The 20,260-nt window shown below is 55.2% G+C and carries 22 protein-coding genes and 1 tRNA gene; 11 read left to right on the plus strand and 12 right to left on the minus strand.

The annotated features are described in order from the left end of the window. Positions 1-26: 26 nt before the first annotated feature. Positions 27-821 carry a 30S ribosomal protein S2 gene (gene rpsB, locus BXY66_RS07320; RefSeq protein ID WP_132859488.1) on the minus strand — a complete coding sequence of 265 codons (795 nt, stop codon included), beginning with the start codon at positions 819-821 and terminating at the stop codon, positions 27-29. Positions 822-1,101: 280 nt separating this feature from the next. Here rpsB and BXY66_RS07325 point away from each other — a divergent pair, with 280 nt between their 5' ends. After that, the gene (locus BXY66_RS07325; RefSeq protein WP_132859489.1) at positions 1,102-1,710 is read left to right on the plus strand and encodes a glutathione S-transferase family protein; all 609 of its coding nucleotides are present in this window, start codon (positions 1,102-1,104) and stop codon (positions 1,708-1,710) included. Positions 1,711-1,714: 4 nt separating this feature from the next. On the opposite strand, the gene olsA is transcribed toward BXY66_RS07325, so the two are convergent. The 3 genes from olsA to BXY66_RS07340 form a co-directional block, all read right to left on the minus strand. Further along, positions 1,715-2,533: a lyso-ornithine lipid O-acyltransferase gene (gene olsA / locus BXY66_RS07330; protein WP_132859490.1), complete on the minus strand. Its 819-nt coding sequence runs from the start codon at positions 2,531-2,533 to the stop codon at positions 1,715-1,717. Continuing rightward, positions 2,530-3,309: an L-ornithine N(alpha)-acyltransferase gene (gene olsB, locus BXY66_RS07335; RefSeq protein ID WP_132859491.1), complete on the minus strand. Its 780-nt coding sequence runs from the start codon at positions 3,307-3,309 to the stop codon at positions 2,530-2,532. Before olsB ends, olsA begins: the two co-directional genes overlap by 4 nt. A 134-nt stretch (positions 3,310-3,443) precedes the next feature. Then, positions 3,444-3,626, minus strand: a complete 183-nt coding sequence (locus BXY66_RS07340) for a DUF3553 domain-containing protein (RefSeq protein WP_132859492.1) — start codon at positions 3,624-3,626, stop codon at positions 3,444-3,446. Positions 3,627-3,655: 29 nt separating this feature from the next. Between BXY66_RS07340 and BXY66_RS07345 the strand changes: the two genes are divergently transcribed. Beyond that, positions 3,656-4,252, plus strand: a complete 597-nt coding sequence (locus BXY66_RS07345) for a histidine phosphotransferase family protein (RefSeq protein ID WP_243694317.1) — start codon at positions 3,656-3,658, stop codon at positions 4,250-4,252. A 6-nt stretch (positions 4,253-4,258) separates the two neighbouring features. On the opposite strand, the gene BXY66_RS07350 is transcribed toward BXY66_RS07345, so the two are convergent. The 8 genes from BXY66_RS07350 to BXY66_RS07385 all read right to left on the minus strand — a co-directional run bounded on the left by BXY66_RS07350 (position 4,259) and on the right by BXY66_RS07385 (position 11,004). After that, positions 4,259-5,524 (minus strand): glutamate-5-semialdehyde dehydrogenase, encoded by a 1,266-nt coding sequence (locus tag BXY66_RS07350; protein WP_132859494.1) that lies wholly within the window; start codon positions 5,522-5,524, stop codon positions 4,259-4,261. 58 nt (positions 5,525-5,582) lie between these two features. Next, positions 5,583-6,689 carry a glutamate 5-kinase gene (gene proB / locus BXY66_RS07355; RefSeq protein ID WP_132859495.1) on the minus strand — a complete coding sequence of 369 codons (1,107 nt, stop codon included), beginning with the start codon at positions 6,687-6,689 and terminating at the stop codon, positions 5,583-5,585. Further along, complete coding sequence (obgE, locus tag BXY66_RS07360) at positions 6,677-7,723, minus strand: GTPase ObgE (RefSeq protein ID WP_132859496.1); 1,047 nt, start codon at positions 7,721-7,723, stop codon at positions 6,677-6,679. Before obgE ends, proB begins: the two co-directional genes overlap by 13 nt. Positions 7,724-7,776: 53 nt before the next feature. Beyond that, a complete protein-coding gene (locus BXY66_RS07365; RefSeq protein WP_132859497.1) occupies positions 7,777-8,316 on the minus strand; it encodes a GNAT family N-acetyltransferase in 540 nt (179 codons plus the stop codon). A 12-nt stretch (positions 8,317-8,328) separates the two neighbouring features. Beyond that, positions 8,329-8,922, minus strand: coding sequence for a LysE family translocator (locus BXY66_RS07370; RefSeq protein ID WP_132859498.1), 594 nt, complete (start codon positions 8,920-8,922; stop codon positions 8,329-8,331). 83 nt (positions 8,923-9,005) lie between these two features. Beyond that, on the minus strand, positions 9,006-9,275 hold the full coding sequence (rpmA, locus tag BXY66_RS07375; protein ID WP_132859499.1) for a 50S ribosomal protein L27: 270 nt from the start codon (positions 9,273-9,275) through the stop codon (positions 9,006-9,008). A gap of 23 nt (positions 9,276-9,298) precedes the next feature. Then, a complete protein-coding gene (locus BXY66_RS07380) occupies positions 9,299-9,907 on the minus strand; it encodes a 50S ribosomal protein L21 (RefSeq protein WP_132859500.1) in 609 nt (202 codons plus the stop codon). Positions 9,908-10,122: 215 nt separating this feature from the next. Beyond that, positions 10,123-11,004 (minus strand): DUF2059 domain-containing protein, encoded by an 882-nt coding sequence (locus BXY66_RS07385; RefSeq protein ID WP_243694318.1) that lies wholly within the window; start codon positions 11,002-11,004, stop codon positions 10,123-10,125. A gap of 99 nt (positions 11,005-11,103) precedes the next feature. On the opposite strand from BXY66_RS07385, the gene BXY66_RS07390 reads away from it, so the two are divergent. From BXY66_RS07390 to BXY66_RS07430, 9 genes are all read left to right on the plus strand, one after another. Further along, positions 11,104-11,193 (plus strand) — tRNA-Ser (locus BXY66_RS07390). Between the two features lie 328 nt (positions 11,194-11,521). Then, positions 11,522-12,472, plus strand: coding sequence for a DUF5692 family protein (locus tag BXY66_RS07395; RefSeq protein ID WP_132859501.1), 951 nt, complete (start codon positions 11,522-11,524; stop codon positions 12,470-12,472). A gap of 135 nt (positions 12,473-12,607) precedes the next feature. Continuing rightward, entirely contained in the window at positions 12,608-13,432 is an 825-nt protein-coding gene (locus BXY66_RS07400; RefSeq protein ID WP_207911293.1) for a hypothetical protein, read from the plus strand. Between the two features lie 138 nt (positions 13,433-13,570). Then, positions 13,571-14,599 carry an N-acetylneuraminate synthase family protein gene (locus BXY66_RS07405; RefSeq protein WP_132859503.1) on the plus strand — a complete coding sequence of 343 codons (1,029 nt, stop codon included), beginning with the start codon at positions 13,571-13,573 and terminating at the stop codon, positions 14,597-14,599. A 3-nt stretch (positions 14,600-14,602) separates the two neighbouring features. Continuing rightward, positions 14,603-15,274, plus strand: a complete 672-nt coding sequence (locus BXY66_RS07410; protein ID WP_132859504.1) for a sulfotransferase family 2 domain-containing protein — start codon at positions 14,603-14,605, stop codon at positions 15,272-15,274. A gap of 44 nt (positions 15,275-15,318) precedes the next feature. Then, complete coding sequence (locus BXY66_RS07415) at positions 15,319-16,425, plus strand: rhamnan synthesis F family protein (RefSeq protein ID WP_132859505.1); 1,107 nt, start codon at positions 15,319-15,321, stop codon at positions 16,423-16,425. Between the two features lie 139 nt (positions 16,426-16,564). Beyond that, the gene (gene neuC / locus BXY66_RS07420) at positions 16,565-17,686 is read left to right on the plus strand and encodes a UDP-N-acetylglucosamine 2-epimerase (protein WP_132859506.1); all 1,122 of its coding nucleotides are present in this window, start codon (positions 16,565-16,567) and stop codon (positions 17,684-17,686) included. Positions 17,687-17,702: 16 nt separating this feature from the next. Next, on the plus strand, positions 17,703-18,956 hold the full coding sequence (locus tag BXY66_RS07425) for a 3-deoxy-D-manno-octulosonic acid transferase (RefSeq protein ID WP_165929117.1): 1,254 nt from the start codon (positions 17,703-17,705) through the stop codon (positions 18,954-18,956). Next, entirely contained in the window at positions 18,953-20,260 is a 1,308-nt protein-coding gene (locus BXY66_RS07430) for a 3-deoxy-D-manno-octulosonic acid transferase (protein ID WP_132859508.1), read from the plus strand. Before BXY66_RS07425 ends, BXY66_RS07430 begins: the two co-directional genes overlap by 4 nt.

Genomic DNA, 20,260 nt, shown 5'->3' on the forward strand with positions numbered 1-20,260 from the left:
CTTACCCTGCCCCCGTGTCAGATTTATTACGCGTTGGCGTCTGCTGCGGCTTCCTCAGCCGGAGCTTCTTCAGCAACAACTTCTTCAGCCGGAGCTTCTTCGAATTCGCCGAGGTCTACGCCCGCCGCGCCCATCTGCGCGGTCATACCGTCCAGAGCAGCACGCGCCGCCAGATCACAGTACAGTGCAATAGCACGTGCCGCGTCGTCGTTGCCCGGGATGATGTAGTCAACGCCATCAGGAGAGCAGTTGGTGTCGACAACAGCCACAACCGGAATGCCCAGCTTGTTGGCTTCTGCGATTGCCAGCGCTTCTTTCTTCACGTCGATGACGAACAGCAGGTCCGGCACGCCGCCCATGTCGCGGATACCACCGAGAGATGCCTGCAGCTTCTCCTGGTCACGCTCCATGCCCAAACGCTCTTTCTTGGTCAGGCCTTCGGCACCAGATGCCATCTTCTCGTCGATCTCTTTCAGACGGTTGATGGACTGGGATACGGTTTTCCAGTTGGTCAGCGTGCCGCCGAGCCAACGGTGGTTCATGAAGTACTGAGCAGATTTGTCAGCTGCGTCTGCAATCGGGCCAGCGGCCTGACGCTTGGTGCCCACGAACAGAACACGGCCGCCTTTGGCAACGGTTTCGCGGATTGCATTCAGACCCGCGTCCAGCATCGGAACGGTCTGGGTCAGGTCGAAAATGTGGATGCCATTGCGCGAACCATAGATGAACTCGCCCATACGGGGGTTCCAGCGCTGCGTTTGGTGGCCAAAGTGAACGCCAGCTTCCAACAGCTGACGCATGGTGAACTCGGGAAGAGCCATGCTTGTTTTCCTTTTCCGGTTTACGCCTTGGCGGGGAGAAGTGAGAGCATTTGCTCCAACCGGCGGACTGACAGGGATGTCTCCCCTGCCCAACCCAAACCCCGCCTGCGGGTTTGAATGGCGCGCGTTTACATGAGGTTTAGGTGCTGTGCAACCCTCAATGTTCACATTAGGCACAGTTTTGCAGTGACAGATGACGCCGCGTACGAAATTGGCGAAATACCACCCATCGTGGCGCATTGCTCGTATGCTTGAAACAACCCGAAATCAAGGAGCGAACATGATCCGACTGCATCACCTCAACAAATCGCGCAGTCTGCGCATCATGTGGCTCCTGGAAGAAATTGGCGTCGAGTACGAGCTCATCGCTTATCATCGCGACAAACAAACTCGGCTAGCGCCTCCCGAGCTGGCGGAAGTTCATCCACTCGGAAAATCACCAGTGATTGAAATGGACGGACGCATCATCGCCGAAACCGCAGCAATCGTCGAAATGGTCTGTGCCAAACATGCTCCGGAGATGATTCCGAAAACCGGAACCGCTTCCTTTGTCCGGCACGTCGAACTCATGCATTTCGCCGAAGGTTCCGCAATGCTGCCTCCTCTTCTGGGGCTCTACACGTCCATTTTGGGCGATGCAGCCGCACCGCTCCAGCCTCGGATCACCTCAGAAATGCATAATCATTTTTCATATATGGACAGCCTGCTGCGACCGTCGGGTCATTACGTCCTCGATCGCCTGTCTGCGGTTGACGTCATGATGATATTCCCGGCCGAAATAGCTGTCCGAGGCGACGGTGCCAAACACTATCCGGCTTTGGCAAGTTTCGTGGAAGAAATCCACGCACGCCCGGCTTTTCAGAGGGCCAAGAACCGCGACGACGGTTGAATCTTTATGAAACCAGAGCGCCGCGGACGGCTCGTTCCGCGGCCTCAGCTAATGCCTTTCGACTGCCAAAATCTGCAACGATCAGTTCCGGATGGTAAACCACTTCAACGCGGCCTTGCCGACGTGCTCCAAGGGTTTGCAAAAGGTGCGGACCAAAGTCCATGTCGCCCCACCATCCGTAAAACCGCGCGTCTTCACCCTCTGGCGCGACGTAACGCACGGTAACAGGCTGGATATGCATTTCATCGTGCAGCCTTTGGTCAAAGAACGCGGCAAAAAGTGTTGATTTAAATGGCAAAACACGGCGTCCATCTGTGCTGGTTCCTTCCGGAAAAAACAGCAGCTTGTGCCCCGCCAGCAGCCGGTCTTCAAAAACTTTCTTTTGCGCTGCGGCCTCACGTCGATCCCTGTTTATGAAAACAGTTCCCGTGGCCCGCGCAAGCCATCCGATCCCAGGCCAACTTGCAACCTCGGCTTTGGAGACGAAATAGACATTTTTGCGCGCATTCAGAGTGAAAATGTCTAACCAGGACGAGTGATTGGCCACGACGGCTCCGCGATGGGTCATTGGTTGCCCCTCGATAGAGTAGCCGATGCCAAGAATGCGAAACGCATTCCGACAAACAAAACGAGTGATGTATGGCGTCCAGGGACGGCGCAGGCCAAAGAGTGGAGCTTCAACCAGTCGCACCAGCAAAAGCAGCATCAGACACCCAAAGACCAATAGGGCCAGAGGAAGCCCGCGTAAAACCGCTCTAATCCAGCCGCCTGCGCCGAGTGGCGCAAACGGAAGATAGCCGTCTTGACCTTCCCAAGTGCTCACGCGTTACGCTCCTTTGTATAGAGCGCACGGTTCTTTTCGTTCATGCGCGCAGTGTCAAGGATCAGCGACACGTCCGTTGTATTGAACGCATGATCTACAAATGCCCCCTCACCAACAAATCCGCCAAGACGGAGGTACGCCTTGATCAGTGCCGGCACCTGCAACATAGCGGTCCGTCTGTCGATTTTATCTTCGGCAACCAGGTCCATGCGCTGAAAATGCGCGGGTTGGGTTGTGAGGCGAATGTCTTCCGGAGCCAGATGCCTGTGGTGCAACAATGAGAGTGGTTGTGCCAAGGCCTCGACATCGGTGCCATGAAAACTCGCAACACCAAAAAGGATCTCTATCTCATGCTCGGCAACGTAGCCTGCAAGGGCGTTCCACAAATGAAACATTGCAACTCCGCCGCGGTAGTCTGGCAAGAGGCACGATCGGCCCAACTCCAACAGCTTGCGCCCTGACGCTTTGAGTTTGCCTAGGTCGTATTCGTCTTCCGAGTAGAACTGTCCAACTCGTTCCGCCATGTCCTGACGCAAAAGGCGATATACCCCAACCACGCGATCGATTTCATCGCAATCAAGAGTTCGGTCGATCAGGATCATATGGTCAAAAAACGGATCAAAACGATCCTGTTCTAGGCGCGCATCATGGTCGACCATCACACCACCACCGCCAAGTTCTTCAACGAAAACTCTATACCGCAATCGCTGCGCCGCCCGGAGATCATCCGTGTCACGGGCAAGCCTTACTTCAAAATCAGGGGTTTGTGCGGTCATTCTGCTGCTACTGCGCCTCCGGTTGACGCGGTTTTAGGCAGGCGGACCAACGAAATCAACCAAGCCGCCAAAAACAGGAATATTCCGGCCAACTGTTGACGCAGCTCAAAGGTCATGAACTAAATTTTAACCAGTTACTCTGCATCAACCCAAACAAGCATTACGCGGCGTCCATCGATAACGACTTTGCCGGTCTCGCGAAAATTCACGGTGATTTTCCCACCGATATTGGATTGCACCTGCCCCACACCCCAATCAGGTTGTTCGGGATGGGTTACAAGCGCACCGGGCTCAAGAAAGGCGTTCAGGTCGTCCATAGAGAATCCACGCGTCAGGAGTGATGAGCATGACACATAAACCGGATCTGGCCGCTTTGGTAGGTTCCCGCATTTGCCACGATCTGATCAGCCCAGTCGGTGCCATCTCCAATGGCATGGAACTGATTGAGTTGTCAGGAGCAGCAAGCGCCCCAGAGCTGAGCCTGATCAGCGAGAGTGTGCAAAACGCCAACGCGAAAATCCGTTTCTTTCGGGTAGCTTTTGGGCAGGCGTCGGCGAACCAACAAGTGGGAGAGCAAGAAATCCTCACCATCCTGGACAACGTCGCGATTGGTGCCCGAATGATGGTGGACTGGACTGTTCAGGGTCATGTCGAAAGAGCCGAACTGCGGATGGCTTTCCTTGCAATACTCTGCTTTGAAAGCGCCCTGCCCTTTGGCGGAGTCGTCAGCGTTCAGCATGAAAACGGCAAATGGCAATTGATCGGCGAAAGCGAAAAGCTGCGCGTTGATGAAACGCTGTGGTCAGCCCTCGAAAGCGGAAATCCACCGGAAGATCTGGCGCCAAACAAGGTGCAGTTTGGGCTCTTGCCACATGCGGCCGCCCAATTGGGTCGCAAAGTCAGCACCAGCCAGACCGAAACCCGGCTGGAACTATCCTTCTAATCGAGATCAGGCGCGGGTCGTCCCGTCCCCCACAACCAGGTATTTGAAGCTGGTGAGCTGCGCGGCCCCCACCGGGCCGCGTGCGTGCATCTTACCGGTCGCAATTCCGATTTCCGCGCCCATTCCAAACTCGCCCCCATCCGCAAACTGCGTGGACGCATTGTGCATAAGGATCGCGCTGTCCAGACGTTCAAAGAACCGCCCGGCCACAGCTGCATCCTCAGTGATTACACAATCAGTGTGGTTCGAACTGTAGGCATTGATGTGTGCGATGGCTCCGTCCACATCACTAACAACTTTGGCCGCAATATCCATATCCAGGTATTCCTTGCCCCAATCGTCTTCTGTTGCCGCGGTGGTCCCGGAAATCGCTTGGAGGGTAGCATCAGCGTGAACGCGGACACCGGCATCCAAAAGCATTGCAATGACGTCCTTGCCCAGACCATCTACGAGGTCTTCATGGATCAACAGACATTCAGCGGCACCGCAAATTCCCGTGCGCCGTGTCTTGGCGTTGAGGATTACATCCATTGCCTTCTTGGGGTCCGCAAACTTGTCGAGATAGATATGCACAATGCCTTCCAAGTGGGCAAAGACGGGAACACGGGCTTCCCGCTGTACCAGCCCAACAAGACCTTTACCCCCGCGCGGCACGATTACGTCCACAGTATCCACCATGGTGAGCAATTCCTGAACCGCCGCGCGATCACGGGTAGGTACCAATTGAATGGCCGTTTCTGGCAGACCAGCCATCCTCAACCCTTCGACCAAACAGGCGTGGATCGCACCGGAACTGTGAAAGCTCTCCGATCCACCGCGCAGGATCACTGCGTTACCTGACTTAAGGCAAAGCGCACCGGCATCTGCCGTCACATTCGGGCGGCTTTCATAAATCACACCAACGACACCAAGAGGCGTTCTGACCCGCTTGATTGTCAGGCCCGTTGGGCGATCCCACTCTGCCAACACTTCGCCGACCGGATCGTCTTGCGCCGCCACAGCGCGCAAACCACCGACGATCCCCTGAATGCGGTCTTCGTCCAGCATGAGCCGGTCCATCATCGCATCCGAGAGACCCTTATCCCGCCCGAAATCAAGGTCCTTCTTGTTGGCCTCGATGATTTCTGCGCGCCGCTCCCAAACGCTGTCCGCTGCCGCCTCCAGCGCCTTTCGCTTTGCTGGAGCTGGTGCAAAGGCCAATTCCGCAGCTGCGGCTTTGGCATTCTGGCCAAGCTCGGTCATCAGGGCGGGGATATCTGCGATGTCTTTCATCAGATCAGTCCTTTGCGTTTCAGGTTTGTTTATTTCAACTCGTTTATCAATTTGCCGGTCAAAGTGCCATGTCATCCCTGTGGATCAACGCGGCACGTCCCGGATACCCCAGCAGGGGTTCTATGTCTCGGCTGTGATGTCCCTTGATTTTGTCCGCATCGCTGGCCTTGTAGGCAGTCAGCCCCTGCCCGAGCTTGTGACCGTCAGCATCGGAAATGATCACCGGGTCGCCGCGCTCGAAATCACCAGTCACATTCGTCACGCCCGCAGGCAAGAGGCTTTTGCCCTGCCCCAATGCGCGCGCGGCGCCGGCGTCTACCACCAGAGTGCCTTGCGGCTTCATTGATCCGATCCAACGTTTACGCGCCAAATGCGGTGTGCCCTGTGCCGTGAACCATGTGGCATTTGCACCATTTTCCAACGCCGAGATAGGGCGGCTAACCGACCCTTCTGTAATGGCCATAGCGCAGCCTCCGGCAGTTGCGGTTTTTGCCGCCATCAGTTTGGTGATCATGCCGCCCTTAGACAGGCCAGATACACCCTCGCCAGCCATATCTTCGATTTCGGCGGTAATCTCATCAATAATGTCGAAACGCTGCGCGCTCGGGTTTTCCATCGGGTTGGAAGAATAGAAACCGTCGACATCAGACAACAATACCAACCGGTCAGCACCTGTTGTCAACGCGATCTGCGCCGCCAAACGATCGTTGTCGCCATAACGAATTTCGTCCGTAGCAACGGTATCATTTTCGTTCACGATCGGCACAACACCCAGTGAAATCAACTGTTCCAACGTCGCCCGCGAGTTCAGATACCGGCGCCGGTTAGCACTGTCTTCCAGCGTTACGAGAACTTGGGCCGTGGTTATCCCATGCGGCGCCAATGCCTCTTCGTAGGCCCGTGCCAACCGGATTTGCCCCACCGCAGCGGCAGCCTGTGACTGATCCAGAGAGAGCTCCGTTGCAGGAAGCCCGAGAGCCCCGCGTCCCAAGGCAATGGAACCGGAAGAAACGAGGATCACATCTGTGCCTCTGGCCTTCAGCATGGCCACGTCTTCCGCCAGTCCTCGCAGCCATTCGCCGCGCAACGCACTCCTGTCGCGATCCACCAGCAAGGCAGACCCGATTTTGATCACTACCCGTTTAGCGTCGGTCAGGGTTGCCAAGGCGCTTCGTCCTCGTCGCCACCTTCGGCAATCTTCTGGCGGACACGATCATCATCGATCTCCGCGCGTAAAGCTCGCAGAACCTCGGTGGTGCCTTCATGGCTGATGCCTGACATCAACATCACTGGCCCGCCAGCTACAGCCTCGAGTTCTTCCTTGAGGAACGCTCGCTCTTCATCATCCAGAGTGTCGATCTTGTTGAGAACCGTAACTCTGGGCTTCTCAGCCAATACGTCGGCGTAGTTTCCGATCTCCTGAACAATCGTTCTGTAGTCTTCAAGCAAAGTGCCGGAAGATCCATCCACCAGATGTAACAGGACTGCACAACGCTCCACGTGGCCAAGGAAAAGGTCCCCGAGCCCCCTGCCCTCCGAGGCGCCTTCGATCAAGCCAGGAATGTCGGCGACAACAAATTCGACACCATCCACGCCAACAACACCAAGGTTGGGGTGCAATGTTGTAAAGGGATAGTCAGCGATTTTGGGGCGCGCGTTTGAAGTTGCGGCAAGAAACGTCGACTTACCGGCGTTTGGCAAGCCAAGAAGCCCAACGTCCGCGATCAGTTTCAGGCGCAGCCAGATCGTGCGCTCAATCCCCGCTTGACCCGGATTTGCCCGCCGGGGTGCCTGGTTGGTAGCCGACTTGAAGTGTAGGTTGCCCCAGCCTCCATTGCCGCCTTTGGCAAGCAAAACACGCTGTCCGACTTCGGTCAGGTCGGCCACAACCGTTTCCTGATCCTCGTCCAGAATTTCAGTCCCGACGGGCACACGAAGAACAATGTCCTCGCCCGTCTTGCCTGTCCGCTGGTTGCCCATGCCCTGCTGGCCGGACTTAGCAAAAAAGTGCTGCTGGTAGCGAAAGTCTATCAGCGTGTTGAGACCCTCAACCGCTTCGGCATAAACCGATCCGCCGTTACCACCGTCGCCGCCATCCGGCCCACCGTATTCGATATACTTCTCACGCCGGAACGAGACACAGCCCGACCCGCCACCGCCTGAGCGGATGTATACTTTGGCAAGGTCGAGGAATTTCATATCATTAGGTCCTTATACGGCTTTGAGCCTGATAGCGTGACAAGCCCGAAGGCTCAATCCAGTTTCAGCGAATAGGTCCATGTCGGTACGTTTGCATCACGCGACACGGAGAAATCCTCTGCATCTCCCAGATACTGGAATCCACAATTCGTCAGGACACGTGCAGAAGCCGGATTGTCCTGAAAAACACTGGCAAAAATGGTTTTGCTGTCCAGCGGGTTCGCGGAAATGAGTGCGCGAACAGCCTCCGAAGCCAGCCCAGTGTTCCAGAAACCGGGACCGACCCAATAGCCTATCTCGACTTGCCCCTGATCCACACGTGTCAGCCCAATCAACCCCATAACTTCAGGTTGGCCATCCTGACTGCCGTCAATTGCCCAGACATCCTCGAGGCGATCGTCCGCTTGGGAACGCAGGATAAAAGCCTCGGTCGCACCAGGCGGCAGAGGATGTGGGATCGACGCAGTCATGCGCGCGACCTCCTCCAGACCAGCGTACATATCGATCAAGCCCTGATCGGATCGCCGCAGCGGGCGCAGAACAAACCGTTCCGCTTCGATCACCGGCTGATTGACGATGGTATCAAGCTTCATACCTCTTCCTCCTCAGAAAAGAACGACGAGAACCGAGCCCACTGTCAAAGCGGCCAAGGTCAACATCAAATATCGCTCTGCGGGTTTTCCCGCGACAAGCTGTGCGATCCGGTCTCCCCCATATGTCCAGATCGGGTGAAATACGGCCTGTGTCACTAACAGGCAGATGGCGATTGTAGCCGTGGCTTGCAACGCCGGTGTGTCGGGTTTCACGAAACTGGTAAATCCCGTGACAATCATCGCCCAGGCCTTCGGGTTGAGCGGGTGAACCCACAAGCCCGCTATGAAACCGGGGGGGTGTTCGGAAACACCGCTTTGCGGAGACAATCGCAGGTTTGCCACTTTCCATGCCAACCAACAGATGTACGCAGCGCTTATCCATTTTAGCGCGACAAACAGCCAGGGCATGGTTTCCGCCAACCCCATCAAGCCAAACCCTATTGGCCAGATGATCAATTGCTTGCCAAGCGCAACACCGGCAACAAACGGCAGTGCCGCCCGAAAGCCGAAACGGGCTCCGGTTGCTAGCAATGCCATATTCGCGGGTCCGGGTGTGCCCACCTGGCTCGCGGCAAAAACAGCAAATTGAGCAATGGCGACAGTCATGTCGCACCTCATAGATAAAAAAGAAAAGGGGCCGGCTAAGTCAGCCGGCCCCCTGTTTGTGTCTTAACCTTTTCGGGTTCGGCTTATTCAGCGGCCTCCGCCACTGGGAGAACCGAAATAAAGGTGCGGCCTTTCAGGCCTTTGTGGAATTTCACGTTGCCGTCGACGGTTGCAAAGATGGTGTGATCTTTGCCCATGCCAACGCCTTCGCCCGGCCACATCTTGGTGCCACGCTGACGCATGATGATGTTGCCTGCGATAACGCTTTCGCCACCGTATTTCTTCACGCCTAGGCGACGACCTGCGGAGTCGCGACCGTTACGGGAACTACCACCAGCTTTTTTATGTGCCATATCGTTAGTCTCCTATACTTCGCTTACTTCGCCAGCTCGGCTGCTTGCGCAACCCACTCAGGCTTCACTTTAACCGCGTCAAAGCTCTCTACGTCAACTGCTGCCAGCGCCGCAAAAGAGGTGATGCCAGCATCAGCCAGTTTCTTGGCTGCCGCCGGACCCACGCCAGTGATAGCGGTAAGGTCATCAGACGCTGTTGCAGCTGCAGGCGCTTCGGCTGCCTTGGCCGCTTTTTTAGCTGGCTTCGCTGGAGCTGCTTCCGCAGGTGCAGAAACGGAACCAGAACCGATGGCCGCTTTAACGCCGGACTTTTCAGCACCGGACGCCAGAATGTCGGTGATGCGAACCAAAGTCAGTTTCTGACGGTGGCCCACGGTGCGCTTGGAGCTGTGCTTACGACGACGCTTCACGAACTTGATGAGCTTTTCGCCTTTGATCTGGTCGATCACGTCGGCCTGCACGGCAGCGCCTTCAACGAAAGGTGCGCCAACAACGGTCTTGTCACCGCCAACCATCAGCACATCGTTGAATTGGATTTTTTCGCCAGCGTCTGCAGCCAGTTTCTCGACACGCAGGATGTCACCTGCCTGTACTTTATACTGTTTGCCGCCGGTCTTGAGGACTGCGAACATGTCCTATTCCTTCGATCTGTCGCGTTCTATGGCCCCTTTTGCACGTGGCATCCGGTGTTTCGGCTAAGCCGCCTCGAACAGCGCGCCCTTTACGGGCTGTGTGTCAACAAAAACACGGCGCAAAGAACGATCTTCACGCCGGATGTGCGCTTATCCTTTGGAATTCAGGGTAAGTCAAGCGCTAATACGCAGGTTTTCGCCTTGGCAGAAAGGCGTCAAAGCTCTTGTTGCGGTTGGATTTGGCCCATTGCGATGGCCAATGCCTCGAACCGGTTCGACATGACCTCGAAATGCACTGCGTTCATCAACTCATAAAGCTGCATCATCATAGGGTCTTCCAATGCTTCGGTGTACGCAGTCAATTCATCCAGTGAAAACGATTGGTATGTATACGCTGCATTGCGCAGCGAATTCATCTCTCGCTCCTCGGCAAATTCTTCCGCATTTTCCCGCAACGTAGCGCGCAAACCGTCCTCATCCGTCCGAAGTTCGACTACGCCAGCATAAGTAGCCGCAAGGATGAAGCGTACCTGAATTTCGGTCACCGCCTGCATACCGATGTCCTTCGGATCGATCGCATGGTTCATTCGCTTAAACAGTGCAATCCGCTCCTCGGCTTCTTCGCCGCCCACTTCAAGCAACCTTTCGCCCTCGGCGGCTTTCTCTTCGTCGTCAGCGAGATGCGAGGCGTTTTCAACCTCGACGAGGCGCTGTCCGAGATCGGACGCATAGAAGGCAGCGCCATGTGCCAACACTTCATCGCTCAGAGTGGCCTCAAGGATGTCCGTTGCACGCTCTTGCATCAATTCGATGTCAAACACCTTTTCTGCCAGAAGTTTCCACTCAAGACCAAATGCATCTTCTTCAAGCCCGAGCATCAACGGCGCAGAACCAGCTGACAGGGCAATCGAGTCGATGGCGACGTCAAACCCGGTGACCTGCAAAAAAGCGGCGACCTTGTCGCGGTCCGCCGCCCGCGTCTGAACTGCACTCAACAAAACAAGCGCAATGACTGCGAAACTCAGGCCACGCAAAAGCTGGAAGATAGGACTTTGGCGGTGAAACGGGGCCATATCGGCACGCGTGAAACTAGACATGCGTCAAAGCTAGAGCATTTGCCCGCCAAGACAATGCAAAAGCCGCTTGCAGGCGATCACGAAGTTGATTAAACGACGCCCTCACCAAGACCCTACCGCGGAGAGGTGCCGGAGTGGTCGAACGGGGCGGTCTCGAAAACCGTTGTCCCTTCACGGGGACCCAGGGTTCGAATCCCTGTCTCTCCGCCATAATTTCAATAACTTAGCTAATAACGACCGTGCTTCGCTTGTCGGCATCATCGCGCTGTCTTGCTGTTTTTCAATTTCGTAGACGAAGAATTGAAACAGTCGAGTTCCGATGTCATTAAACCGCGCCACCCTAAGAACCTGCAAAAACCGTCGGCCGTGATATAGGAATCCACCTTACGCAACGGCACCCTTACGTTGACGTAAGGTCTACCCCGGTAAATCTGGCCGATAGACAAAATTAGCTGATTTTGATCAACAAAATAGCAACCACGGCACTCCTATCAGTGGGCGAAACGCGCGCCACTCACACTGATTCACGGAGCCCGATATGGGTATTCTATACGAACCGATCTCTCTCCAAACATGGGGGATACTGGCAGCCGTCCTCCTCGGCCTTATGGCCTTCAGCGAACTGGGGCGAACCTCTAAATGGGGTGGCCTTTTTCTTTTCCTCGCACTGCCTATAGGTCTGACGGCACTTGTTTGGCCTACCACCGCCGCGCTGGGCAATGAACACGGAACCGGAACGTGGTTTGTCTGGGTCAAAACCTACTCCGCACTGGCGGGGTGCCTCTGGTTCATGGCGATCCGCTACATACCCTACCTGCAGGACAAAAAGTGGGCTCTCGCCCTACCCGCCATCATTCTCGCCGTGAATATTCTAGAGGCCTGCATCCGAGATTTCGAGGTTTACTCGTTCGGTCTTTGGGAAGGTGGATATGTCGATCACCTTTGGATGATGTCCGGTCCCTGGAACATCATGAACGGCATCGCCGGCCTTCTGAACATCGTTGCGATCTCTGGCTGGCTTGGAATTTACGTCACCCGGGACGTAAACAAGGACATGATCTGGCCGGATCAGATTTGGGCCTGGATTCTCGCCTATGATCTCTGGAATTTTGCTTATGTATACAACTGCATCGCAGACCATTCGATCTATGCAGGGGCCGTCCTTCTTCTGGCCTGCACAATCCCTGCTTTCCTGATCAAGAAGGGCGCTTGGCTACAGTACCGCGCCCACACTCTTGGCCTATGGACCATGTTCGTCATGACCTTCCCGATGTTCGCAGACAAGATTGCGCCGGTGCAGACAACACACGATCCCCGCGCCTTCTTCTGGGTCAGCTTCGTCGCGCTGATGGCCAACATCGCTCTGGTCGCGTGGCACGGCTATCGGATCGTCAAATACAAACGCAATCCGCTTCGCGATGAAATCTATGCAGGCACCAAGGAACATGCCGAAACGTCGGCAGACCGCCAGCATCCTGTTTTGGCCTGAGAAAACCGGCCATCCCGAATTGGCCTGCGTCCGTCAGAAGGCGGGTGCAGGACGCTGAAAATAGACGCCCGACAGCGGGCGCAAAATTGAACGGAACATCCAATGGACATCCCTCTCTGGCATTACATTGCCTCAATGACCGCCTATTTGGTCTTTTTGCTCGTCCTCATTGACGTGATGCGAAAACACACCCGCCTGGCCTTTGTGGCCGTGGTTTTTGCGGTACTATCCTTTCCCTTCTGGAACGAGGTCGAAGGTTGGTTTCGCTGGGCCAAAATCCTCAGTGTGTTGGTCCCGATGGCCTTTGTTGTCGGCCCTGCCCGTCTGGCCTGGTATTATAAGGACAACCAGTCGGCGATCGCCAAATTCTATCGCGGAAACTGGGTTCTCTTCGTGCTGTACGGTGTTCTCTTTCTGAACATAGCCGAAGCCACTCTCAAGGACTTCCAGACAGCAAACTACATGAACGCCATTTGCGGTGTGATCCTTTGCGCCACGATACCTTGGCCTTCCTACAAGAATGGAACCCACCAGTATTGGCTGTTTGACCCGAAACGCCCAAACGATCTGCTGTTCTATTCCACACACGCGTGGAACTTCCTCTACACAACATGGAACATGTGTTTCGTATATGGGGAAAGCCCGGCGTTTTTCTTCTCTTCGGCCTGTATTCTGGTTGCAGCCGAGCTCTATCCGGTGCTGAAAAACCGTCCAGAACTCTACATTATTGCCCGTATCTACACTCTCGCGGCGCATGTATTGATCCGCGGCATCTACGACGTCTTCACTCCGGTCATGAACTCCGAGCCGATCTTTAACGAGAACGCGCTAATGATCTGGGGGGCAATCAACCTCGTGCTCCATGTACCGTTCGTGATCTGGTACTTCCGCAAACAGCGCGCGGCCAAAGAGGCTCCGTTCGGTCACAACGAACCGCCGTTGCGCGCGCAAGCTGCCTAATCTATCGCCTTTTAGAACGCCCCTCCTTATTGGTGGGGCGTTTTTCTTTGCGGCAACAACATGCTGGCCAACTTTACACCCCGCGTCCTTAACGTTAGCAGTCAGAAAAAGCATTTCCGCCTGACGAAAGGATCGGCCATGAAAATTGCCAACCGCGAGATCGGCCCCGACCACCCGCCGCTTGTGATCGCCGAAATCGGCATCAACCATGGCGGGGACCTTGCTGTAGCAAAAGAAATGGTGCGCCTCGCCGCGCTGTCGGGCTGTGAAATGGTCAAACACCAGACGCACTTTGTCGAAGACGAGATGACAGACGAAGCCAAGGAGATCTTTCCTCCCAACGCCGACGTGTCAATCTGGGAAGTGATGGAGCAGTGCGCCCTCTCCGCAGAGGACGAGCTCGAGCTCATGCGGTACACGCAAGACCTTGGAATGATTTTCATCTCCACGCCGTTTTCCCGCAAAGCCGCGGACTTTCTTGCGGATGCCGGCGTTCCCGCTTTCAAGATCGGATCCGGGGAAGCAGACAACCTGCCGCTCATCCGTCATATTGCCTCCTTTGGAAAACCGGTGATCATGTCCACCGGGATGCAAACGATCGAAACCATGCGCCGATCTGTTGCCATACTCGAAGAGGCCGGTGTGGATTATGCCTTGCTGGAATGCACGAACCTCTACCCATCTCCGCCAGAGATCGTGTCTCTACGGGGCGTGACGGACCTCAAAGAAGCTTTCCCCAATGCGATGGTCGGTTTTTCCGACCACTCAATTGGGCCAGAGATGGCATTGGCGTCGGTTGCGCTGGGCGCGACCATTCTGGAGCGTCACTACACCGACACCCGCTACCGCCAGGGCCCTGACATCATCAACTCCATGGACCCGTCTGAACTGAGGTTCCTGATCGAACGGAGCCGCGAGATCTGGATCGCCGCAAACAACCCGAAACAACGCACCGAGGCTGAAGAACCCGTCTATGCCTTCGCTCGCGCGTCCGTTGTGGCCGACAAAGACCTGCCAGCAGGACACGTGATTACCGAGCAGGACATCTGGGCGCGCCGTCCCGGTTCGGGCGAAATCCCTGGCTACGAATTTGACAATGTCGTCGGCAAGACTCTGAACAAAGCTGTAACGCGCAACACACAACTCAAATGGCAAGATCTGGAATAAGATATGATCCTGTCGCAGTCCCACAAATTTATCTTCGTGCACGTGCCAAAAACCGCGGGCACAGCGATGACGTCGGCTCTTGAGCCGTTCGGTGTTTATCCGCCGCGTACTCTTTGGCGCTCTTTTGTACGTCGACTGCCCATTCAGGAGTCTCCGGACTCGGTTTATCTCCGCAAACACGAAACCGCTGCTGGCGTTCGCCGCAAACTCGGCTCGGACGTTTTTGATCAGTTTCACCGCTTTGCAGTTGTGCGCAATCCTTACGATCATGCCGTCAGCCACTACGAGTTCATGAAACAGTTCCGCATCCCAAAGATCGCGGAAAAAGTCGCGAACATGAGTTTTTCGGAATACCTGCGTTACCGTATGAAACCACCGTTCTGGAACGACACGTTTTTTGCGCGTTTGCCAAATCAAAGCTATTTTCTGGCCGACAAAGACGGCACCTTGTTGGTTCACCGGCTTTTGCGTTTTGAAACGCTCGCAGACGACTTCAACGCGATGGCGTCGGATCTGGGCATGGAAGGTGTAACGCTCAAGCGCGAAAACCAAACGATCAGCCGCACAGACAAACGCCCTTGGCAAAGCTATTTCGACGAAGAATCCAAAGCATTGGCCGAAGACTTATACGCGCAAGACTTTGACGCATTCGGCTACGCAAAAACGATAGACTGAGCACCAGCGGCGCTCTGAGCAACTGGATCTTGAGGACCTGACACTTGATCAAGGAAACGCCACCGAAATGGAAAATCCGAAAGGAATTGAAGCGCTTCAAGATGCAGCTTCAGGCCATACCGGAAGCGTTTTATGAACCGTTTCAACGGCGAAAACATGATCAGGCATTTGACGCCGGTTTTCCGCTGACTGACGGCGATGTGCCAGCGCGTGAAAAAGTCGTTGTCCTTTTGTGTTATCAACCAAACGGCATCGCTGAAAGCACCTTGGAATGTGCCCGCCGGTTTCTTTCGGCCGGATATGCGCCCTTGGTTGTGTCCAACGTGGCGCTTCCCCAATCTGATATCGACCTCTTAGAACCCGTCAGCTGGAAAATTCTCACGCGTCCGAATTTCGGGTACGATTTTGGCGGATACCGCGACGCTCTAAAGCTGCTGTTTCAATTGGAAATCGACCTTCACCGCGTTGTGATCCTCAACGACAGCGTTTGGTACCCTGTGCGCGACAACGACACTCTGATCGAGCAACTGGAATCCAGTCGCGCCAACATCACCGGCTCCATTCTGCGTCGTGATGACCGGTCGATTTTCTTGGAAAGCTATCTGTTCTCATTTGATGGCCCGACATTTCATGACCCGGTCTTTCGTCGCTGGTGGACTGACGAACTCAGGATCACCTCCAATAAATACAAGGTCATAAGACGGGGCGAACGTGGTTTTAGCCATGCAATGCTGGCACAAGGGCGCACGCTGAGCGGCCTATACGACAAGGCTCTTTTTCTGCACTTGCTCTCGCAACAGAGTGACGAATTTCTGGACAAAACCGTTCTTTATGCCACCCACAACAAGGAACGATTTGAGAAAATGCGCGCGGAGGTGATGGCGTTGCCAGCTTCGTCCTCGAAACGCCAAAAACTTCTGGAATATGTCCGGACCTCACTCAACGCCGGTCAAATCTACAGCGCCTTCCCCTACGCGGTTATCAAGCTCTTTGACTATCCGATGCTCAAGAAAAGCGTGGATCGCGTGTCTCTGCGTTCAAGAGCAGCCGTATTACGCGCGATCGACGCAGGAGACCTCCCAATGCCCAAGGATTTGGTTCTCAACGAAATTCGTGCAAGAGTTCTCGAAATTTCCGAGGACGAGTTGTAAAACCCCTACAACTCATGCAGAGAAAAGCCGCAGTTAAACTCCAAGGATCCGGGTGGGAAATGACCAAGACCGTGGTTTTATCGAGAGCCTATATTTCTAACTCCGCATCCGGCGGGTTCCTCCTGAAGAAAGCGCTGAATTGACCCGCAATATCCTTTTCCTCACCGGCACCCGCGCTGACTTCGGCAAACTTGAACCGCTTGCGGCCGCTTTGCAAAAGGCTGGTTTTGGTGTGACTTACTTTGTGACCGGCATGCATATGCTTGACCAGTATGGTCTCACCAAGATTGAAGTTCACCGCCAACCCGGCGCAACTGTGCACGAATACCTGAACCAACGCGCTGGTGATCCGCAGGACATCATTCTCGCCAAAACCGTGGTCGGTTTTTCTGACTACATAACTGAAACCCGACCGGACTTGGTTGTTGTGCATGGCGACCGCATCGAGGCGCTGGCCGGTGCCCTGGTTGCGGCGACAAACTATATACCCTGCGCCCACATCGAAGGGGGCGAAGTCTCGGGAACGATCGACGAAATTTTCCGCCACTGTAACACCAAGCTCTCCAGCCACCATTTTGTCAGCTCCGACGCAGCCAAACGCAGGGTCATGGCAATGGGAGAGCCGGAAGGCGCGATCCATGTCATCGGGTCACCGGAACTCGATTTCCATGCCGGCCCTTCAGGGGTGTCCCTTCAAGACGTGAAAAAGCACTACGAAATCCCATTTGACGACTTTGGCCTCGTTACTTTCCATCCGGTCACATCCGAGCAGGACACGATGGGCGCTCAAGCGAAGTCGCTCTTTACCGAACTCGATGCGAGCGGCAAAAATTTCGTCGTGATCGCACCGAACAACGATCCCGGCTCCGAAGACATTTTCGCGGTACTCGATTCCCTCCCCGCAGAACGCTTTCGTCAATTCCCGTCGATGCGGTTCAACCATTTCTCCGAATTGATGAAGAATGCCGCTTGTATGATTGGAAATTCTTCCGCAGGCGTACGAGAAGCTCCGTTCTTCGGCCTGCCTTCGCTCGATGTTGGTACCCGCCAGACGAACCGTGCTCAGGCGGGTTCCGTCTTTAGTTGCTCTGCGGACAATCAAGACGCCATTGAAACTTTCCTGAAAACCCAATGGGGTCATAAACACCCGCCACACAAGGGCTTTGGCGAAGGCCGGGCCGCAGACCGGTTTGTCGAAGTCCTGCAAGACCCTGACTTCTGGGATCAGGGCCTGCAAAAAGCCTTCCATGACATCGGCTAAGCCCCGGCCAGGAGGAATGGCACTGCTTGTTTATCGCTGTGCCACTCGCGCCCTTCCGCTGGTCGCGCCGTCTCTTTTGCGCAAACGCCTCAAACACGGCAAGGAAGACGCATCCCGATGGCGGGAAAAACTTGGAGAACCAACCGCTCCCCGCCCTGAAGGGCGACTTGTTTGGCTTCACGCTGTTGGTCTCGGTGAAGTGCTGGCTCTCAGGGGTTTGATCGACGCGATGTCTGCGCAAAATCCTGATCTGCACTTTCTGGTGACCAGTACTGCGCGCTCGTCTGCACAAGTCATGGGCGGTAACCTCCCCCCAAAATCCACACACCAGTTTCTGCCACTCGACGCGCCGCGATACCTCCATCAATTTCTTGACCACTGGCAGCCTGATCTGTCCGTCTGGTCCGAGCAGGACCTCTGGCCCAACGCCGTATCGCTAGCTCACAAACGCGGCATCCCCGTTGCTTTGATCAACGCTCGTATCACCGACACAAGTTTGGACAAACGCCGTTTAGGACGCGCACTCTACTCGGCCATGTTCTGCCGCATGTCGCTCATCGCAGCACAGGAAGACCGAACTGCTCGAAATCTCCAAGCGCTCGGAGCCAAAAACGTGCGTGTCACCGGCTCTCTGAAATCTGCCGCCCCTCCGCTTGCCTTCGACTCTCACGAATTGAAAGCGGCGCAAAACTTGCTTCAAGGACGCAAAGTCTGGGTTGCCGCGTCAACGCACGCAGGCGACGAAGCGGCAGCACTTGCGGCCCAGAACGTGCTGAGGAGAAAAGACCCTTCGCAACTTCTCGTACTTGTTCCGAGAGATTCAAGCCGCATGAGAAGCATCATGCAAAACTTTGAAAACATGTCTCTTTCTGCATCTGTGAGAAGCCTGAATGAAACCGTCAAGGACGAAACAGACGTGTACATTGCCGACACCTATGGCGAACTGGGGCTCTGGTATCGGTTATGTGACCGTGCCCTTATTGGCGGTGGATTTGATGACATAGGCGGCCACAATCCATGGGAAGCAGCTTCGCTTGACTGCGCCATTTTGCACGGCCCCGACACGCTGAACTTTGCAACGGACTACACTCAGCTTGACGAGGCACGTGCAGCTTTAGCTACCACCGCTGACAACCTGCCAGCGGATCTAATGCGTGGCGACCTTAGAAATTTTGCAGAAAATGCCAAAGCTCTTTCGGACGACGCACGCAATTCGCTTGCACCGTTGGCAAATGACCTCTGCGCGCTCCTGGAAAGGCCAAAGACATGAGCCCGAAACTTCGACTGTTCCTCGCGTTTTGGACGACTCTCTGGAATCTCGGCCTGCCGCTGGTTTTGCTCTATCTGCGAAAACGCGCAAAAAAAGACCCTCTTTACGCAGAGCATCTCTCGGAACGCTTTGGCAAATACGACCGGCCAATGCAAAACGCGGTGTGGGTACACGCCGTGTCATTGGGAGAGCTGCGTTCCGCTGTCCCAATGATCCGCGCTCTTCTGGATCAAGGTGAAAAGATCGTCGTGACACAGTTCACACCAGCTGGACGGCGAGAAACCGAGAAAGTCTTTGCCGACGAAATTGCAGCTGGCACGCTTCAGTCCGTGTGGATTCCGATTGAAACTTCATGGGCTTATCGCCGTTTTTTCAAGTCTTTCCTGCCAAAGTTCGGCTTGGTAATGGAAATCGAAATTTGGCCGCGCATGGTTCTTGCGTCGGAACGTGCACGCGTGCCGCTGTTCATGTGCAATGCGCAATACCCGACCAAGTCGATGACCAAAGATGCAAAAGCCTTCGGTCTTCGGTCCGAAGTGATGACCCATTATGCCGGCGCATTCGTCAAGTCAGACCTGCAGCGGGATCGATTTTCTTCGGTTGGCGTCCGCAACATCCATGTGACCGGCGAATTACGCTTTGATCAACCGGTGCCTGCGCACTTGCCCGTCGCAGGCCGCCGCGCGCGTCACTGGATTGGTGCGGTTGACCGGCTTGTTGTTACCTTTGCATCAACCGTTGAAGGCGAAGATGCGCTGTACATTGACACGATCCGCCAACTTGGACAGCAAGACCCGAAACCCTTGGTTGTCTATGTCCCGCGCCGTCCAGAACTATTCTCCGAGATTGGAGATATGCTTGAATCCGAAGGGTTTTCCGTTCTTCGCCGCTCTCAGGCCCTACCGAATGACCTGACGGTCGAAACTTGGCCCGATAACCCGACCACGCCCGAAATACTATTGGGCGACAGCCTTGGCGAAATGTACTTTTACCTGTCAATGGCCGACCGCGCCGTGGTCGGTGGCGGTTTCATGCCTCAAGGAGCCCACAACATCATCGAGCCCCTCGCGATGAAAAAACCAGTCATCACTGGCCCACAAACCTGGACGATCGAGTATCCTTTCGAAGAAGCCAAAGCCGCAGGTGTTGCGCGCACCGCATCAGATGCTGGTGACCTGGCAAACGGGCTGAGCGGCGCATTTAATCCGTCCAGAGAGAACATTGATGATTTCTTTGCCGCTCACGCAGGCGGAACCCAAAAATTCCTGAATGCATTGCCAATGGCTCTGAAGAACGCGATTTGA

This window comes from Shimia isoporae (assembly GCF_004346865.1).
Lineage (GTDB): Bacteria > Pseudomonadota > Alphaproteobacteria > Rhodobacterales > Rhodobacteraceae > Shimia > Shimia isoporae.

Excerpts from the sequence above, each read along its gene's own strand:
- BXY66_RS07380 (WP_132859500.1), bottom strand. The coding sequence starts at position 9,907 with ATGTTCGCAGTCCTCAAGACCGGCGGCAAACAGTATAAAGTACAGGCA.
- BXY66_RS07430 (WP_132859508.1), top strand. The coding sequence starts at position 18,953 with ATGAGCCCGAAACTTCGACTGTTCCTCGCGTTTTGGACGACTCTCTGG.
- rpmA (WP_132859499.1), bottom strand. The coding sequence starts at position 9,275 with ATGGCACATAAAAAAGCTGGTGGTAGTTCCCGTAACGGTCGCGACTCC.
- BXY66_RS07395 (WP_132859501.1), top strand. The coding sequence starts at position 11,522 with ATGGGTATTCTATACGAACCGATCTCTCTCCAAACATGGGGGATACTG.
- BXY66_RS07425 (WP_165929117.1), top strand. The coding sequence starts at position 17,703 with ATGGCACTGCTTGTTTATCGCTGTGCCACTCGCGCCCTTCCGCTGGTC.
- BXY66_RS07345 (WP_243694317.1), top strand. The coding sequence starts at position 3,656 with ATGACACATAAACCGGATCTGGCCGCTTTGGTAGGTTCCCGCATTTGC.
- BXY66_RS07385 (WP_243694318.1), bottom strand. The coding sequence starts at position 11,004 with ATGTCTAGTTTCACGCGTGCCGATATGGCCCCGTTTCACCGCCAAAGT.
- BXY66_RS07410 (WP_132859504.1), top strand. The coding sequence starts at position 14,603 with ATGATCCTGTCGCAGTCCCACAAATTTATCTTCGTGCACGTGCCAAAA.
- rpsB (WP_132859488.1), bottom strand. The coding sequence starts at position 821 with ATGGCTCTTCCCGAGTTCACCATGCGTCAGCTGTTGGAAGCTGGCGTT.
- BXY66_RS07365 (WP_132859497.1), bottom strand. The coding sequence starts at position 8,316 with ATGAAGCTTGATACCATCGTCAATCAGCCGGTGATCGAAGCGGAACGG.
- BXY66_RS07400 (WP_207911293.1), top strand. The coding sequence starts at position 12,608 with ATGACCGCCTATTTGGTCTTTTTGCTCGTCCTCATTGACGTGATGCGA.
- BXY66_RS07370 (WP_132859498.1), bottom strand. The coding sequence starts at position 8,922 with ATGACTGTCGCCATTGCTCAATTTGCTGTTTTTGCCGCGAGCCAGGTG.
- olsB (WP_132859491.1), bottom strand. The coding sequence starts at position 3,309 with ATGACCGCACAAACCCCTGATTTTGAAGTAAGGCTTGCCCGTGACACG.
- BXY66_RS07405 (WP_132859503.1), top strand. The coding sequence starts at position 13,571 with ATGAAAATTGCCAACCGCGAGATCGGCCCCGACCACCCGCCGCTTGTG.
- BXY66_RS07350 (WP_132859494.1), bottom strand. The coding sequence starts at position 5,524 with ATGAAAGACATCGCAGATATCCCCGCCCTGATGACCGAGCTTGGCCAG.
- BXY66_RS07325 (WP_132859489.1), top strand. The coding sequence starts at position 1,102 with ATGATCCGACTGCATCACCTCAACAAATCGCGCAGTCTGCGCATCATG.
- obgE (WP_132859496.1), bottom strand. The coding sequence starts at position 7,723 with ATGAAATTCCTCGACCTTGCCAAAGTATACATCCGCTCAGGCGGTGGC.
- BXY66_RS07340 (WP_132859492.1), bottom strand. The coding sequence starts at position 3,626 with ATGGACGACCTGAACGCCTTTCTTGAGCCCGGTGCGCTTGTAACCCAT.